Source organism: Faecalibacterium sp. IP-3-29 (genome assembly GCF_023347335.1).
Classification (GTDB): domain Bacteria; phylum Bacillota; class Clostridia; order Oscillospirales; family Ruminococcaceae; genus Faecalibacterium; species Faecalibacterium duncaniae.
In genome coordinates this window covers 2388852-2403459 of sequence record NZ_CP094471.1, presented here as the reverse complement: position 1 = coordinate 2403459, position 14608 = coordinate 2388852, and the positions used below count along the sequence as shown (strand labels likewise).

Annotated in this window: 21 protein-coding genes and 1 tRNA gene; 11 read left to right on the top strand and 11 right to left on the bottom strand. The window is 50.6% G+C overall.

Translation table 11 applies throughout. The features are described 5' to 3' along the window. The first annotated feature begins 4 nt into the window (after nt 1-4). Both MTP40_RS11485 and MTP40_RS11480 read left to right on the top strand, forming a co-directional pair. Entirely contained in the window at nt 5-988 is a 984-nt protein-coding gene (locus tag MTP40_RS11485; protein ID WP_223384192.1) for a Gfo/Idh/MocA family protein, read from the top strand. A gap of 102 nt (nt 989-1090) precedes the next feature. After that, the gene (locus MTP40_RS11480) at nt 1091-1690 is read left to right on the top strand and encodes an ECF transporter S component (protein WP_097771480.1); all 600 of its coding nucleotides are present in this window, start codon (nt 1091-1093) and stop codon (nt 1688-1690) included. Between the two features lie 131 nt (nt 1691-1821). Here the strand turns inward: MTP40_RS11480 and MTP40_RS11475 are convergent, their stop codons facing one another. Continuing rightward, the gene (locus tag MTP40_RS11475; protein WP_005931749.1) at nt 1822-2175 is read right to left on the bottom strand and encodes a DUF6465 family protein; all 354 of its coding nucleotides are present in this window, start codon (nt 2173-2175) and stop codon (nt 1822-1824) included. A gap of 164 nt (nt 2176-2339) precedes the next feature. Next, nucleotides 2340-2819, bottom strand: a complete 480-nt coding sequence (locus MTP40_RS11470; RefSeq protein WP_249259405.1) for a hypothetical protein — start codon at nt 2817-2819, stop codon at nt 2340-2342. A gap of 327 nt (nt 2820-3146) precedes the next feature. Between MTP40_RS11470 and MTP40_RS11465 the strand changes: the two genes are divergently transcribed. After that, nucleotides 3147-3225: transfer RNA gene (locus tag MTP40_RS11465), tRNA-Leu, on the top strand. 63 nt (nt 3226-3288) lie between these two features. Here MTP40_RS11465 and MTP40_RS11460 read toward each other — a convergent pair. From MTP40_RS11460 to MTP40_RS11420, 9 genes are all read right to left on the bottom strand, one after another. Further along, the gene (locus MTP40_RS11460; protein ID WP_249259404.1) at nt 3289-4785 is read right to left on the bottom strand and encodes a tyrosine-type recombinase/integrase; all 1497 of its coding nucleotides are present in this window, start codon (nt 4783-4785) and stop codon (nt 3289-3291) included. Nucleotides 4786-4787: 2 nt separating this feature from the next. Further along, nucleotides 4788-5153, bottom strand: a complete 366-nt coding sequence (locus MTP40_RS11455) for a helix-turn-helix domain-containing protein (protein ID WP_249259403.1) — start codon at nt 5151-5153, stop codon at nt 4788-4790. 113 nt (nt 5154-5266) lie between these two features. Further along, nucleotides 5267-6076 (bottom strand): DUF6551 family protein, encoded by an 810-nt coding sequence (locus MTP40_RS11450; protein ID WP_097775162.1) that lies wholly within the window; start codon nt 6074-6076, stop codon nt 5267-5269. Then, nucleotides 6067-6741 (bottom strand): type II toxin-antitoxin system PemK/MazF family toxin, encoded by a 675-nt coding sequence (locus tag MTP40_RS11445; protein WP_097771475.1) that lies wholly within the window; start codon nt 6739-6741, stop codon nt 6067-6069. The genes MTP40_RS11450 and MTP40_RS11445 overlap by 10 nt, the downstream gene beginning before the upstream one ends. 86 nt (nt 6742-6827) lie before the next feature. Then, nucleotides 6828-7055: a hypothetical protein gene (locus MTP40_RS11440; protein ID WP_097775161.1), complete on the bottom strand. Its 228-nt coding sequence runs from the start codon at nt 7053-7055 to the stop codon at nt 6828-6830. 374 nt (nt 7056-7429) lie between these two features. Continuing rightward, entirely contained in the window at nt 7430-7921 is a 492-nt protein-coding gene (locus MTP40_RS11435; protein ID WP_015565818.1) for a sigma-70 family RNA polymerase sigma factor, read from the bottom strand. A 533-nt stretch (nt 7922-8454) separates the two neighbouring features. Further along, nucleotides 8455-9162, bottom strand: a complete 708-nt coding sequence (locus MTP40_RS11430) for an ImmA/IrrE family metallo-endopeptidase (protein WP_249259402.1) — start codon at nt 9160-9162, stop codon at nt 8455-8457. Next, nucleotides 9162-9443, bottom strand: a complete 282-nt coding sequence (locus MTP40_RS11425) for a hypothetical protein (protein WP_097775158.1) — start codon at nt 9441-9443, stop codon at nt 9162-9164. The genes MTP40_RS11430 and MTP40_RS11425 overlap by 1 nt, the downstream gene beginning before the upstream one ends. 43 nt (nt 9444-9486) lie before the next feature. Next, the gene (locus MTP40_RS11420; protein WP_097775157.1) at nt 9487-9684 is read right to left on the bottom strand and encodes a hypothetical protein; all 198 of its coding nucleotides are present in this window, start codon (nt 9682-9684) and stop codon (nt 9487-9489) included. A gap of 209 nt (nt 9685-9893) precedes the next feature. Here MTP40_RS11420 and MTP40_RS11415 point away from each other — a divergent pair, with 209 nt between their 5' ends. The 8 genes from MTP40_RS11415 to MTP40_RS11380 all read left to right on the top strand — a co-directional run bounded on the left by MTP40_RS11415 (nt 9894) and on the right by MTP40_RS11380 (nt 14603). Further along, complete coding sequence (locus MTP40_RS11415) at nt 9894-10721, top strand: XRE family transcriptional regulator (protein WP_097776430.1); 828 nt, start codon at nt 9894-9896, stop codon at nt 10719-10721. A gap of 19 nt (nt 10722-10740) precedes the next feature. Next, nucleotides 10741-10944, top strand: coding sequence for a helix-turn-helix domain-containing protein (locus tag MTP40_RS11410; RefSeq protein ID WP_223383275.1), 204 nt, complete (start codon nt 10741-10743; stop codon nt 10942-10944). 275 nt (nt 10945-11219) lie between these two features. Continuing rightward, nucleotides 11220-11555, top strand: coding sequence for a hypothetical protein (locus tag MTP40_RS11405; protein ID WP_015565819.1), 336 nt, complete (start codon nt 11220-11222; stop codon nt 11553-11555). Nucleotides 11556-11746: 191 nt separating this feature from the next. Then, nucleotides 11747-12535 carry a DUF975 family protein gene (locus tag MTP40_RS11400; protein ID WP_015565820.1) on the top strand — a complete coding sequence of 263 codons (789 nt, stop codon included), beginning with the start codon at nt 11747-11749 and terminating at the stop codon, nt 12533-12535. Continuing rightward, nucleotides 12462-12854 (top strand): SLOG family protein, encoded by a 393-nt coding sequence (locus MTP40_RS11395; RefSeq protein ID WP_431733468.1) that lies wholly within the window; start codon nt 12462-12464, stop codon nt 12852-12854. The genes MTP40_RS11400 and MTP40_RS11395 overlap by 74 nt, the downstream gene beginning before the upstream one ends. Before the next feature lie 107 nt (nt 12855-12961). Beyond that, on the top strand, nt 12962-13132 hold the full coding sequence (locus MTP40_RS11390) for a hypothetical protein (protein WP_008723379.1): 171 nt from the start codon (nt 12962-12964) through the stop codon (nt 13130-13132). Nucleotides 13133-13147: 15 nt separating this feature from the next. Then, nucleotides 13148-14263, top strand: coding sequence for a hypothetical protein (locus tag MTP40_RS11385; protein WP_249259401.1), 1116 nt, complete (start codon nt 13148-13150; stop codon nt 14261-14263). 175 nt (nt 14264-14438) lie between these two features. Then, nucleotides 14439-14603 (top strand): hypothetical protein, encoded by a 165-nt coding sequence (locus MTP40_RS11380; protein ID WP_249259400.1) that lies wholly within the window; start codon nt 14439-14441, stop codon nt 14601-14603. Nucleotides 14604-14608: the final 5 nt, after the last annotated feature.

Genomic DNA, 14608 nt, shown 5'->3' with positions numbered 1-14608 from the left:
AACAATGAAACTAGGGATCCTGGGCACGGGGATGATCGTGCGGGAGTTTCTGCCCTGGCTGGCAGGGCCGGACTGCCCCTTTACGGTGCAGGCACTCTGCAGCACCCAGCGCAGTGCGCCGGTGGCCGACGAGATGTGCGAACAGTACGGCATTCCCCAGCGCACCACGAACTATTTTGAATTATTGCAGTGGGTGGATGTGATCTATCTGGCCGTGCCCAACCTGCAGCATTACCGCTATGCCAAGGTGGCGCTGGAAGCGGGCAAGCATGTCATAGTGGAAAAGCCCATGGCCTGCACCGCTGCCCAGACTGAGGAGCTGGCGGCGCTGGCCCGCCGCAAAAAGGTGTTCCTGTTTGAGGCCATGACCACCCAGTACCTCGAAAACTACAACAAGATCCGGGAGCTGCTGCCCCGCATCGGCAGGGTGAAGCTGGTGCAGTGCAATTTCAGCCAGTATTCCAGCCGCTACGATGCCTTCTGTGCCGGGGAAACGCCGGTCTCCTTTGACCCGGAGTGTGCGGGCGGTGCCCTGATGGATCTGAATGTCTACAACATCAGCTATATCGTGGGCCTGTTCGGTGAGCCGAATCAGGTGCACTACCTGCCCAACATGGAGCGCGGCATCGACACCAGCGGTATCCTGACCATGGAGTACAACAGCTTCAAGGCAGTCAGCATGGCCGCCAAGGACTGCGGTGCGCCTGCCCGGTATGTCATCCAGGGCACAAAGGGCTATATCCTGCAGAAATCCACGGCCAACTGGTGCGGCGGTGTGACCTTCCACCCCAATCAGGGCAAGGAAGAGCACTTCAACCTGAACGGCGGCAGACCCCGGCAGGCGGCGGAGTTCCACGCCTTTGCCAGGGCCATCGAGGGAGGTGACCAGGAGCTGTGCAGCCGGATGCTGGATACCTCCGTGGCCGTCAGCCGTGTACTGACCGTGGCCCGGCGGAGCGCCGGCATCAAATTTCCCTGTGATAAATAAGGTGGGCTTGCCCGCTTATTTATAGATTCCCTGACAGAAAAAACCAGATTTGCGCCGTATCCGACGTATAGGGCGGAACGGCAGCAGGAGGAAAACTGAATTATGAAAAACAACGATCTTCGCACTCTCACCCGACTGGCACTGCTGGTCGCCATCGAGCTTGTAATGAAGGCCATCGGCCTGGGCAGTGTGCCCATGGGCCCGCTTTACATGAGCTTCCTGACCCTGCCCATTGCGGTGGGTGCCATCACCATGGGTCCTGTGGCCGGTGCTGTGCTGGGCGGCGTGTTCGGCGCGGTGAGCTTCTATGATGCCGTTACCGGCGCTTCCGCCATGACCGGCGCTCTGTTCCAGGTCAGCCCTGTCAACACCTTTATCCTCTGCGTGGGAATGCGTGTGCTGATGGGCGTGTGTGTGGGCCTGATCTTCAACGGCCTGAGCAAGCTGGACAAGAGCCGCACCTGGAGCTATATCGTCAGCGCCATGTGCGCTCCGGCCCTGAACACCCTGTTCTTCATGGGGTATATCGTACTGGCGTTCTATAACTGCGACTATGTCCAGAACCTGGTGTCCGTTAAAGGCGCTGCCAACCCCCTGATGTTCGTTGTGCTGCTGGTTGGTGTCCAGGGCGTGGCTGAGTTCCTCGTCTCCGGCATCCTGGGCGGCATCGTGGCCCGCGCCGTGCACAAGTTCCTGAAGTAAGACCCCGCGTTCCGCGTCAGGGAAGAGCGTATGGGTTTGTAACATTGTAAAACAAAAGACCAGAACTGAACTGCCACTTGGCAGAACAGCTCTGGTCTTTTTCTGTGCGGTGAAAAACAGAAACGCAGCCTTTACAGAGGCAGCTTGCCGCCGACCTTGTTGACGACATAGTAGGCGGCCTCTTCCTCAGGCTTGACGTAGATCTTGCAGGACTGCACGCCCACTTTGTGGGTCAGGCGGTAATCGGCCTTGGCGCGGTCCACAAGATCGGTGATGTTATACTGCTTGCCGGCAAATTCAACGTAGATCTCAGGGGAAAGCGGGGGACGGCCCTTGTGGGCGGTCTTTTCCGTTTTGGGGGCTTTCTCCGTTTTGACAGCGGACTTTGCGGTCTTGCGTGCGGGCTTTGCCTCGGCTGCGGGAGCTTCTGCAGCGGCAGGAACGACAGGCTTTTTCACTGACATGGATTCTACCTTCTTTCTCATATCGTTTTGCGTGTGGGAATAATACCGGAATGCACCGGTAGAAAAACCTTGCATCAAACAGCAGCATATAACTATATAATAGTTTTTTGCGGCGCATTTGTAAAGAGGTTTTGTGAAAAAAGGTTCGTTTTCAGGCAGGAAATACTTTTTTGTTTCTGGAAAAGTTACTGGACGCACAGTCCCTCGGCCCGTGTGACGATGGACAGCAGCAGTTCGGTGTCCCAGTCCTCTGCCAGCACAAATAGATCATCGCAGATCTCCTTCTGGATTTGTGCCGTCGTTTTTTGTCCGGCAAGGACGCAGACCGCAGAAAGCAGTCGAACTTTCAGGGCACAAATTTCTGCGGGTGCGCCCCACAAACGGGCAAGGTCATAATTGCTGGTGTTTCCGCAGGGCATGGCACAGGCAGCGCAGTTGGGAGCCACCCGGTGCTTCTCGGCTTCAACGATGTCAGTCATCCGGAGCAGCGCGCTCTCGGCGGCCTCGGGGTCAGCCGCCAGCCGCAGACCGGCAGCCAGTATGCGGTCAGTATCCTCCGTTTTGGGTTCATTGACTGTGGAGCGCGCCAGCCCCACCAGCGCGCCCAGCAGAGTGTCCCGCTGACGCTGTGCAGCGGTAACGGGAGCAGAAAACGTGTGATTCATAGGAACCTCCAGGCTCTTTTTTGCTGTAAGGATACCACGGAATCTCCGGAAAGGGAAGGCGAAAAATTCTTTTTTCTGCAAAAGGGAATAGCGTCTTGATTTTGGACGGAAAATCCGCTATAATAGTACTGTTCTACATACGCCGGTGTGTCGGAATGGCAGACGAGGGGGACTCAAAATCCGCTTCGTGATTTTTCTTGTCTGTACGAGAAATTCACGATTGTGCGTTGAATTTTGAAGGTTTGTCGAAGCAGGATTTCTTACATCCCTCCTGAACATCCCTCCAATCTTCAGAAACCGGTACGAATGTCTCAAAATTGAATATCAGCCGATGTGGCGGAATGGCAGACGCAAACGACTCAAAATCGTTCGGGAAACCATGTGGGTTCGAGTCCCACCATCGGCACTTCATCATAAAACAGCTTAGGATCGAAAGATTTTAGGCTGTTTTTTCTTTTTTGCCCATTTTTTATACTTTGGCGTTTTCTGGGAAGATATTGACGATTGCATTCGCCGAAGATACCTTACTGGAGAAATCCAGATGTGTATAAATGTTGCTTGTCGTGCTGATGTCGCTGTGCCCCAGCCACTCCTGAATCTCCTTCAGGCTCACGCCATTGGCATAGAGCAGACTGGCGCAGCTATGGCGCAGATCGTGAAAGCGGATACGCTTCATCTGGTGTGCGACCAGAAAATCCGGGAAATGTTGGCTCAGGAAATCGGGCCGAATCCGTTTTCCCATCGGGTCTACATAGATATAGTCAAGATAATCGGTGCAATAGCTTTTGCCGCAGACCTTCCGATTCTGCTCCTGCTCCTTTTTCATTTTATTGAGCATCTGCTCACAGGCAGGGATTAGGGGAAGTGTCCGGCAGCTCGACTTTGTTTTTGTCTTATCTCGTGCGATTTCTGTTAGCGTTCCGTTGACCTTTGCGGTCACAACCGTATGCTGAATGCTGATTTTCTTGTTTTCAAAGTCAACGGCATCCCATTTCAAACCAACGATTTCACTGCGCCGCAGGCCGTAGAATGCAGCCATGATAACGCCAAACTCCGAAGGATCACCTTGAATCACTTTGAATAGCTGCTCCAGTTCTTCACCGCTGTAAATCTCCGACTTGAACTTTTCCTTACGAGGACGTTCAACGCGATCTGCCGGGTTGGAACGGATCATGCCGATTTGAAAAGCGTACTGCAAGCATTTGCGGATGTTGGCGTGATAGTGAATGACGGTGTTTGCCGTAAGGCCACGATCCAACTCATGCTGGTAGAAGTCTTGGATGTATTTGGGATGCTGTTCCATATCCTGCAATGTATAGTGGAGCGGTTCAAAATATGGGACGATCTTGTGAACGATTGCTCTTTCATAGCTGGTATAGGTTGTGATTTCCACTCGTGACTTCATCATTTTCAACCAGTCCGTGATGAAGTCGGTGAAAAGTACCGGGGAGTTATCAAGGCAGGGGTCAACTTCTTTGATGGGGCTGACCTTCAGCCAATTATTGTCAACGGCATATTGTAGGGCATCGGTCAACTCCTTGTGCCAATCCAGAAGCTGCTGTACACTGGCCTCCTCCTGCTGACGCTCATAGCGGAAGAACGTTTCCAAATCGCGCGGAGAGAGTGCTTTCAAAGACAGCCGCTTCTTTTCAAAGTATGGGACAACTACTCTTCCCAGATCATAAGCATATCTGCCATAGGTTTCGGGCGGAAGGTTCATCACGCTTTCCCGAAGCCAGCGGTTCAGATATTCCGATACCGGCAGGTCGGAAACCTGCTGCATCGTTTCAGGGTTAAACTCTTTTTGTGTTTTACGCAACAGAGATTCAGCTCTTTTTTTGTTTCCTTTAACAGGAAGTCCTGTGCTGATGGATTTGGTTCTGCGCTTTCCATCTGTGTCTTTCCAGCTCAGAATCATCTGATACATACCGTTTTGTTCTCTTAAATGTCCGGCCACATTTGTCATAGTTATGCTCCTTTCTGTTCGCAGCCAAACGTCCTTTGCTTAGGCATCATAAGTTTAGAAGATTCTGGAGTGTTTTGCAAGGATGGCACAAGGGAGTTTGAAAGGTGCATCCCTCCAAGTTGCCGATCCTGATCGAGCAGGTACTCTACCACGCAGAGTTTTTGTATCTTATAGCTGCGTCCTACACGCGCCGAGTGGATCTTATTCTGCTTGACCAACAGATACGCATTCTTCCGGCAGATGCCAAGCATTTCCTGAAGATGCTCCACCGTCACCACATCCGGGTAGTCCTTGAACATCGTCAGATACCTCTCCGTCTTTCGGTCAGGCTCTTCCTGAATCAAAGTGCAGGCTGCGATCTCGCTCATTCCTGTCCTCTCTTTCTAGTTCAATATGTCGATTATTCAGCAGAAAATACTATATGTAAAGTGTGATGGTCTTTTTCGGGGACCATCTCACTTGCCAAAGGAGATATTTGAGCTTAGAACTTCATCGGCAGTGCGTCTTTCCTGCACTTGCCGTTGTAAGTGGTGTAGATGGGGTAAACGTACCGCCGCCAGCCCGGAAGCTTGGCGGGGTTATCCCGGCTGACACGGTAGAGCTCCATGGGATGGACGCCGCTCAGCGCACGGACAAGCCGCTCCTCGCTGTACTGCCCATGATACAGCTGCACAAAGTACATCACGCCCCGCAGGACAGCCGCCCGGAAGGAATCCGGTTTGCCCTCCCACGCTTCCACGATGTGCCGCAGAGCTTCGCAGTAGATCTCTTCGCCCAGCTGGTCGTACAGCTTCAGCGCCGTGCCCACGCAGCCGATGCGGTAGTCGCTCAGCTGCATACTGTCGTAGTTGAGGGAAAGCCCCGCCCGGTTAGTGGCTGCGACAAACGCCTTGGAAGGCGCATCGCCGCCCACCACCTTGGCGCGCAGCTTGATGCCCGCCGACAGGGGTGCGGCGTGACCGTTCTGCTCGGCAAAGAGCAGGGCTTCCTGCTCCATCGTCAGACCGGTGTAGACCTTGCAGAGGATCGGGCGGTCCTCGCCGCCGTTGAGGAGGATGCAGCCCTCGATGGTGTGCTGCCCATCCATTACATAGTACCTGCCGTTGCGGAAGCTGACCTTCGGCTCGTTAACGATGTACTCGTTGAAGTCCCTTGCAATCAGCTCCACCCTCTTGCGCTCTACGCCCCGCTGGTAGATCTCGCGGGGATAGATCAGCTTGCTGCTGTGGATGACCGAAAGCTGGTACGGCGGGTTGATACCAATGAAAGTATTGTTGTCGTTCAGGCGCATCGCATTTCCTCCTTGATTCTCCAAATGTACTTCTCGGCTTCCTCTAAGATCTCAGTCACCTGCTGCTTCCGCTTCGGGCTGGTGAGCAGGCTGGGATTGAAGGTGAAGCTATATTCGAGCCGCTGGATCATGGCATGAACCGCGGATTGCAGTTCGGTGTACAGCATCATTTCCTCGATGCTTCCGGCGTTCTCAAAGGACGACCGGATGGGCGTATAGGGGTAGACAGGCGGTTTGCCATCCACCACCTCAGGCGGCGCATAAACCGCCGTAGAGCGCCGGATAGGCTCTATCTGCTGGATGCTGCCCATAGGGTTCAGCGCAAGGCTGATGCGAACCGCATCATCCACCCGGCGCATCTCCTCTGGGGTCAGATGCCCCAGATACTTCAGTGCCCGGCTTTTGTCGATGGTGAAGATCTGCTCTGCCTGCACAACGGACGGCATATTCAACCCTGCGTTTTCCAACAGGCAGTGGGTCGGCTGGTTTACTTTCTTTTCCGCCTTGCTTGTCATGGTCGCAACGATCAGGGTCGGAGAGTGATAATTGCCCACGTCATTCTGAAGAATGACCGCCGGGCGGTCACCGTGCTGTTCCGAGCCGGTGCTCGCCCCGAAATGGGTGAAGAAGATGTCTCCGCGTTGGAATTTCCAGTTTTGCTGCAAAATTGTACCTCCATGTTGTTATGTGCAAAGCCCGCTGCCGGATGTTCCGCAACGAGCTTCGTTCAAGGTATGGTGGTATGGTTGGGTCAGCGGTGCATGACCACATAATCATAGCCGCGCCGCATCTGGCAGACGGTGCATGTGTCCATGCTCCGGTCTGGGCTGGGTACAAGCGCGATTTTGAAAGCCTTTGCATCCACAAAGTGCCGCAGACAGGTACCGCAGAGAGTTCGGATGGACTTGACCATCTCAGGGGTCAGCTCCATCTCCTCGTAGATCTCCTGCTCGCGCACCGTGGGGTTCAACTCGTCCATAAAAGTGTCCTCCTATGTATCAAAAGTGAATATTCGGATAAAGAATAAATAAGAGTACGTAAAAAAACGGGAACTGCCGGATGCGTGGAACGTACCCGACAGTTCCCGGATCAATATGATTAAAGGTCTCGCATATTCGCCCTCGGCTCCCTGCGAGTGGGGCATGAACATCTGGCAGCGGACTTGTACCGCTTCATTGGCATTTCAGCCACCCCGTCTGCTTTGTGACCGGGCCGCGAATTACGGAAGTATCATTATCGGAGTACCAGATGACGGAACTATTCAGTTTTCAAGGTCCCTGAGGTCGGACGTTTCGCCCTGCGGCAGGTGCCGCTTGGGAAATTGTCCTCTCACTTGGTAGCCGACGAGAAAGGTCAATTCGTAGCATTGAAATTGAAGTTTTTCAAAAATTTAGTAATTCTCTTGATTTTGATACTAATAGTGGGCCGAGATACGCCGTAGACTTTAGAAATTTCAGTGATGTCGTATCCCTCGTAAGCGTACATGGTGATGATTTCCAAATCTTCGGTTTTCAAAGTTTCGAGTGCAGTAAGCAACTGCTCATTCTCAATCTCACCAATCCATGCAAAACGGCTTTTAGTTTCGTGGTAAGTATCTGTCACGGTAATCGCATCCTGATAGCGTAGCATCAAGGGCGACGCTTCTTCCTCAGAGCTTTCATACGCAGGAGCGGTGAATTCCTGCGTCCGCTCGATAAAGGTACGCTCCGAATTGAATTGCTGACGGTCATAATCGTACATCTTCTGGATGGCCTCTTTCGTCATTCCCGCAGCTGCGTACTCGATGCGCAACTTTTCCCAGTGTGCTTCAAACTTCTTCAACTCATAGCCTTTATTAAAAGACATCGTAAACCTCCAAATTTTCGATAAGTCGTAAAAAGTCGAAAATTTGGAAGGCTACGGATATTTTGCCGCTTGGGGCATCCATGAAAAACGGACAAACATAAAGCCTGCTCCTTTTTACGGGAGCAGGCTACCTGAAGGCTAAAAAAATAGCCGGACAACCAACTAACAGAGCGGTTCTAAAGCAGAATCACTCTATCAGCTGTTGCCCGGCTATTTGGTGCGCGTTTCATACATTGCCTTGCGGCAATGGCCCGTTGCTCGGTGACGAACAGTCCATATTCAGGGTGCAATGCACCCGATTTTTGAAATTGTGGTTTGTCTAAAAAAGTCAGCGTCTGCGGTAGGCTAAGTCAACTGTTGCTATGTTACCGCACTTGAGGCACTTTATGCTGATAGAGCCTGAACAGCTCTCGTTTTTTTGGTAGAGCTTGTGTCCGCAAACCGGACAAAACCTCCAGCCAATGCTGAATTGTGCCTGCTGTATATTGTTCAGCGGTTTACTCTTAAAAGAGCGATTATTTGACCAAGTCATATTATTCTCCAAATCGAATGACGTCCAATGGATGGCAGTGGATGGGTTTTCCGTTGATGACCTGCATCTGCTGTAATCTGATCCTGATCGCAGACCACGATACCCCGATCCGTGCAGCCATCTCCAGAATTCTTTCATAGTTCGGGTCCGATGCGGATTTGTACAGGATTCCATTTGGCAGGCACAGCGCTGCACGTTCTATTTCGGCGTTGACCAGAAATGTTGGCATCAGCAGCTCCGCTGCAAGGGTGTTCGCCTGCCATTCTTCCCATGAGGGCTGTCCGTTTCGTTCCCGATAGGCAATGTGCCCACGGCACTTGACTGCTTTTCCGTAGTCGTTCGGAAACTGGTCAGCCAGAATATGGTGTGCCGCTTCATGCGCTATCGTGAAATTCCGGCATCCGGTGCAGCTGTCTGACGCAAGGGCGGAATCGATTACAACGTCCTTCGGCATGAACACCTCCACAAGCTTTGTCCCGTCCCCCAAGGTTACGGTAAAACCGCATTTCTGGAAAACAGTCAGTCCTAGAATACTTCCATCGCTGCATAGCGGCAGCATTTTCACATTCAGCCCAAGAACAGAACTTGCGAGCCGTTCAGGGTCAATGGGTTCTGGGTCATCTTTACTGATCCCGAAACGGGTATAGTACTGGTCGATATACTTACCCGCTATGTGCGAAAGATCTGCGCGGGATAAGTATCTTGCCATTACGAAGCACAGCTTTCCGGCACGGAGCAGTAGGCTTCCACGAACCACTTGCCCCGTTCAAGCCAAAGATTCCGCTTCTGACCGCAGATCAGGCAGGTGAAGCAGTGACCTTTTCCGCCTAGGCGTGATGTCCCATGTTTGACTGCCAAGACACGATCAATTCCATAAGTGTGAGCCTTGTCATAGTTTATGGCAAGAGGGCGGATCTTACCGTCAGGAGTAAAACGAACGTCCACTTCGACGTATCTTTTCTCACGGCGAAGGTTGTAATCACCACACATCAGAATTCCTCCTTTTTGCGGATTTATCAAAACACGGCGTGCATTACTTGCGAATCATACTGCGTGCCACGAGCTGTTTTTCGTTCAACAGCGGAACGGACACTGTATGTTTTTTCCACTCATCCATAGAGCAGGTCACTGCTTTGCACAGACGGCATTTTGTCCAGCCACCGGTTTCATCAAGATCCACATCATAATTCATGGTTCCGCACATTGGACATCTTACATTTTCTTTTCTCATAGTATCACCTCGCAAAAAAACGCCAAACAAACATAATCCCATACGAAAATAACACCAAAAGGCTGTTATTTGTGGATTTGGTTTGATTATACACCCACTTTATGGAGATGTCAATTACGCATTTGTCTCCATTTTAGAGATTTCCTGTTGATTTCTTATATTTTCTATACTATAATAGAGCTACCGGATCACAAAGGAGTGTTCTTGTTATGAAAAAGAAAACCACGCTCACCAAAATGCACATAGCCCCATCCACAGTGCGCTATGATGCAGTCGCTGCGAGGGATAGCAATGAGGTTGGTCAGATTCTCGCAGGCACACGAAAAAGGAATGGCTATTCACTTGTAACTTTCTCTGAACTTCTCCGTCACTATGGCGTCGATGTCAGTGATAAAGGAATCAGCAAATGGGAAAAAGGCTATACCACTCCTAGCATCTACCAACTAGTTGCAATCTGCTACGCATTGAACATCAAGGAGGGTCCTTCCTACTTTACAAAGAACTTCCAGAAACCCGCCCTTCTAAATGACATCGGGCAAAAAAAAGTCGCTGAGTACGAAATGGACTTGATTGCATCCCGGCGCTACCAGCCAGACGCAGAAGAGCCCGCGGAAATCGACTACATAATGATGCCTGTATCAGAGTTGCCAGTATCGGCAGGTCTAGGAGCTTTTCTTGAGGGTGAAATGTTCCAGCAGATACAAGTGCCTGCCAGTAGCGTTCCGGCTGGTGCCGAGTTCGGGATATATGTTAGCGGTGATAGTATGGAGCCACGCTATCATAACGGACAGATTGTATGGGTGAAGCGCTGCGAAGAACTTGAGTGCGGGGATATCGGGATATTCGTATATGATGACTGTGGATATCTGAAAAAATACGATGAACATACCCCAGACAAATCCCAAGCAGAGTTCCTTACCGACAGCTATGGCGTGGTGCATAACCAACCGGTTTTGGTTTCTCTTAACACCAAATATTCGCCGATCCTTATATCTCCAGAGCAAAGATTCGAGGTTGTTGGAAAAGTTTTGAACTAAAAAGATGGGAGGAGTTTTTGTGGATACGATCAAGCGTGTTCAGGATTTGATGCAAGTGCGTGATATGAATCTATGTGTATTGGCAAAGAAATGCGGAATATCGTACTCCACGATTCAAACCACCGCCCGTCGGGGAGGGCAGTTAAGCGTAGAGACGATTGAAAGAATTTGTCAGGGTTTAGGAATTACATTAAAAGACTTCTTCGATTCCTCCTACCTGTAAATATAGGGGCAGCAAAAAAGCCGTTCGCCACGCTGGAAAATCTGCGTGGTGAACGGCTTTAATACTGCTTCTATTTATCCTTTGGTAATCTCCAGATAAACACTAATCTCCATGATTGTTACCATTGAAGGAATACATTTGCGACGATCTTCGGGCATACCGAATAAGATTTGCATTGGCAGTTGAAGACGGCTCATGTTACCTATTGCAATTCTGACTATTTGGAAATATACTTGTAAGTATCAAATTATTTCACTTTATGGGAGGAAATTATTATGGCAAGACCCAAGGGAAGCAAGAATAAGGCTCGTACTGTAAAGGCCAGCGTTGATTATGTAGCAGTCATTGCAGAAAAGGCCGCAAAAAAAGAGAAAATCGAATCTGAGGTTGCTACGTTGACTGCAAATCTCGATGATCTGAAGACGCAGCTGAAAGCCAAGAAAGCAGAATTGAAAGCCGCCACCAAGGAACTTGCCAAAGCCGAAAACAAAAAAGCTGCCGCCGAAGCAAAAGCAGCAGAAGAAGCAAAGAAGGGCGAAGCAGAAGATGTGCTGAAGAAGCTGCTTGCCAGCGGTATGACGGCTGAAGAAATCCTTGCAAAGCTCCAGTAATGCAATATGATGAACTGGACAAGCTGCTGAAGTAAAGGAAGGGGCTGTTGCACAAGGATAAAACCGGTGTAACAGCCTCTTTTTCATTCATGCTGCAATTTTTTCAGCTTTTCAAACGTATCTAAATTAAAGTGGCATATCATCTTCCTATTTCACAAATCCTTGCCGTTTTCAGACAGGAGGTTGCTTTTATGAAAGTATCTGCCGACTATCGTATGCTCGCTCTCGATGCCCTGCGCGGAAAATGGAAAACTGCTGTTTTGACAGGTATTGCCGCCAGTGCGCTCGGTGCTACCATTGTGAGCAGTTCCAACAGTGCCGTATCCAATTCCAATCAGGCAAAGGACATCCATTTTGAACTGTTCTCCCAGCCCAACGGCGGTCGGCTGCTTGCTGTTCTGCTTGCCGGCATTGTTCTGTGGGCAGTCCTCCAACTGATCGTGGGCGGTGCAGTTCAACTGGGATATGCTCATTTTAATCTGAACCTTGTAGATGGAAATGATGCTGCCATCTCGGACTTGTTCTCTCAGAAAGACCGTCTGTGGGATGGCTTCTGCATGAAATTCCTGCAGGGTCTGTACATCGCCCTCTGGTCGCTGCTGTTGGTGATTCCGGGAATCGTGAAAACATACAGCTATGCGATGACACCTTACATCATGTCCGAGCATCCTTCGCTGACCGCAAATGAAGCGATCACAGAATCCCGGCGGATCATGAATGGCAACAAATGGCGGCTGTTCTGTCTGGATTTCAGCTTCATTGGCTGGGAGCTGCTCTGTTCGGTGCCACTGTATGCCGAGGGTTTTCTGGTTCTCAAATATTTCACCGGTTCAGAGGCTCTGGCGATTTCTCTTGTTCTTCTGCTGACAATTCCATTGAGCATTGGCTTCTTTTTTGTACACCCCTATGAGGAAGCTGCATGGGCTACTTTCTACCGCGATATTACCGCAGCACCTACCGAACCGGATGAAGCATATTGACTTTTATATTAAAATTATCGTTGTAGTTCCCTTCATCGGCTATGACTCTAAATGGCCGGATCAGAGTAAACATAGATTGAAAAAGCTGATCCAAAACGCAAACGATTCTATTGTTATTTCACACTCTGCGGATGTTTCCAGTTATAAAAAAAGAAATTATTATATGGTCGATCATGCAGAGTACCTTATCGGTGTGTTTGATAATCAGAAAAAGCTGCGCTCAGGTACAGCACAGACAGTCAACTATGCCTTGCATCAGGGAAAAGTAATCACTCTGATCCATCCAGACACTATGGAGATAACAGCCCCTGCGCCTTAACAAATTCACAAAAATTTTTCATTAGCATTTCCAACAAAATATTTTCATTGAAGGGGTGCTGTGATATAATAAGATATAAAACTACGCTCAGAACAAATGGTGCCGCTATGAACAAATATATTGGACAGCAATTTGCTGCTTTAAGATACGAAAAAAATATTTTGGTTGTTGAAGAAACTACATCTGCTGGTGGATGCGGCTCCTTCAACGCGGCTTCTTCATGTCCTGCGTCAGCCTGTCTTTATGACAGTGCGGCGTGGGGCTTTTTTATTGCCTGAAAGGAGTATGAGAACATGAGTCTGAAATATACCTGCCCCAGCTGTGGAACCCCATTGGGTTATGAGGGATTGTGTTGGAAATGTAAGTGCGAGCAAGAACGGCAAGCTGCTCTGGCCTGGATGCCGGAACAAATTGTCGAAAAACAAAGAAACTTGATACAGAACATCCAGAGGCTGGCTGATATGGAGGACCCAGAGTTCTCCGACTTTTGGCAGCTGCTTGGCTACCATGATGCCATCACCCCGGAGATTCAGCGAGTGGCACTGGCCGCAGAGGTGTTCTGGCCCTGTGAGATCTATTATCATGCTCCCGCCGATGTGCGGGATGGTCTGATCCATGCGCTGTTGTCCGCAGAATATTCCAGCGCGGCCTCCAACCTGATGAGTTGCCTTGCTATGCAAGGAGATGACAAGGCAATGGAGACTCTGCTGGAGCTGGAGCGAAATCCCCGGCCCTGGCGCAAGGGCCTCTATGTAGACCCATCCAGCTATGCGCAGATCGGAGGCTGGACCTTCGACAAGGAGGGCCAGAAAATCCAGCTCAACTTCGATACCTGCTATCCTATGGTCAAAGGAACCACCAGCGAGAAATCTCCCGTCCGCATTGGCCGGGCACGGGAGGACACATGCCCCCACTGTGGCGGACGCATGGTGGACATGCTGGTGCTGGATGGCCGGGATGAGCGGCTGAAATTTCTGGGGTTGGATGGTATTCTGACTGCCACCTGCTGCCCCAACTGTGTGGGATTCTTGAAAGGTCCAGCCTTTAACAGTTTTACCCTGGATGGCGGCGTGGAAGTCTTTCCCTCCGAGTTCTTTGAAGGGGCGGAGAAAACGGATTGCTATGTCAGTCCCGAGGACTACAAGGCCCTCACGGAAAATCCCTTTGTGCTGGGCGAAGCGCCCGTGCCCCTGTTTTACGGTGCGGCCTGCCAGGATGTGAACACGGTGGGTGGCTTTGCCAACTGGGTACAGGACGCGGAATATACGACCTGCCCCCACTGCGGGAAACCTATGAAATATCTGGCCCAGATTCAGTGGGATACGGTGTTTGACTGTGCGGAGGGCACGCTCTATGTGGAATTCTGCCCGGACTGCCATATCGTGTCCATGCAGCACCAGCAGACCTGAAAAAGTCGCACAGTATGAAAAGAGAAATACCAGCAGGTATTTGCGTAAGGAGGCGTCCACTATGTGCGAGCACTGCCGAAACATTCAAACATGGAGAAAATTTGACGCCCCAAAGGACTATCTGGCCTGTATTGCTTACATTCAGCAGTTGGTGTCGGAGGGGGAATTTGAACTGATGCAAGAGGAATCCACCTGCCCACTGGAGAAGGTAAAGACAGAGGATGGCTGGGCGGATGAAATCATGGCCCACATGATCCGGTGCAAGCACTGCGGCCAGATCTTCACCTGTGTGGTCAACACCTGGCGAGGCAGCGAACACTTCAGAAAAGGCAAGGGATAACACAG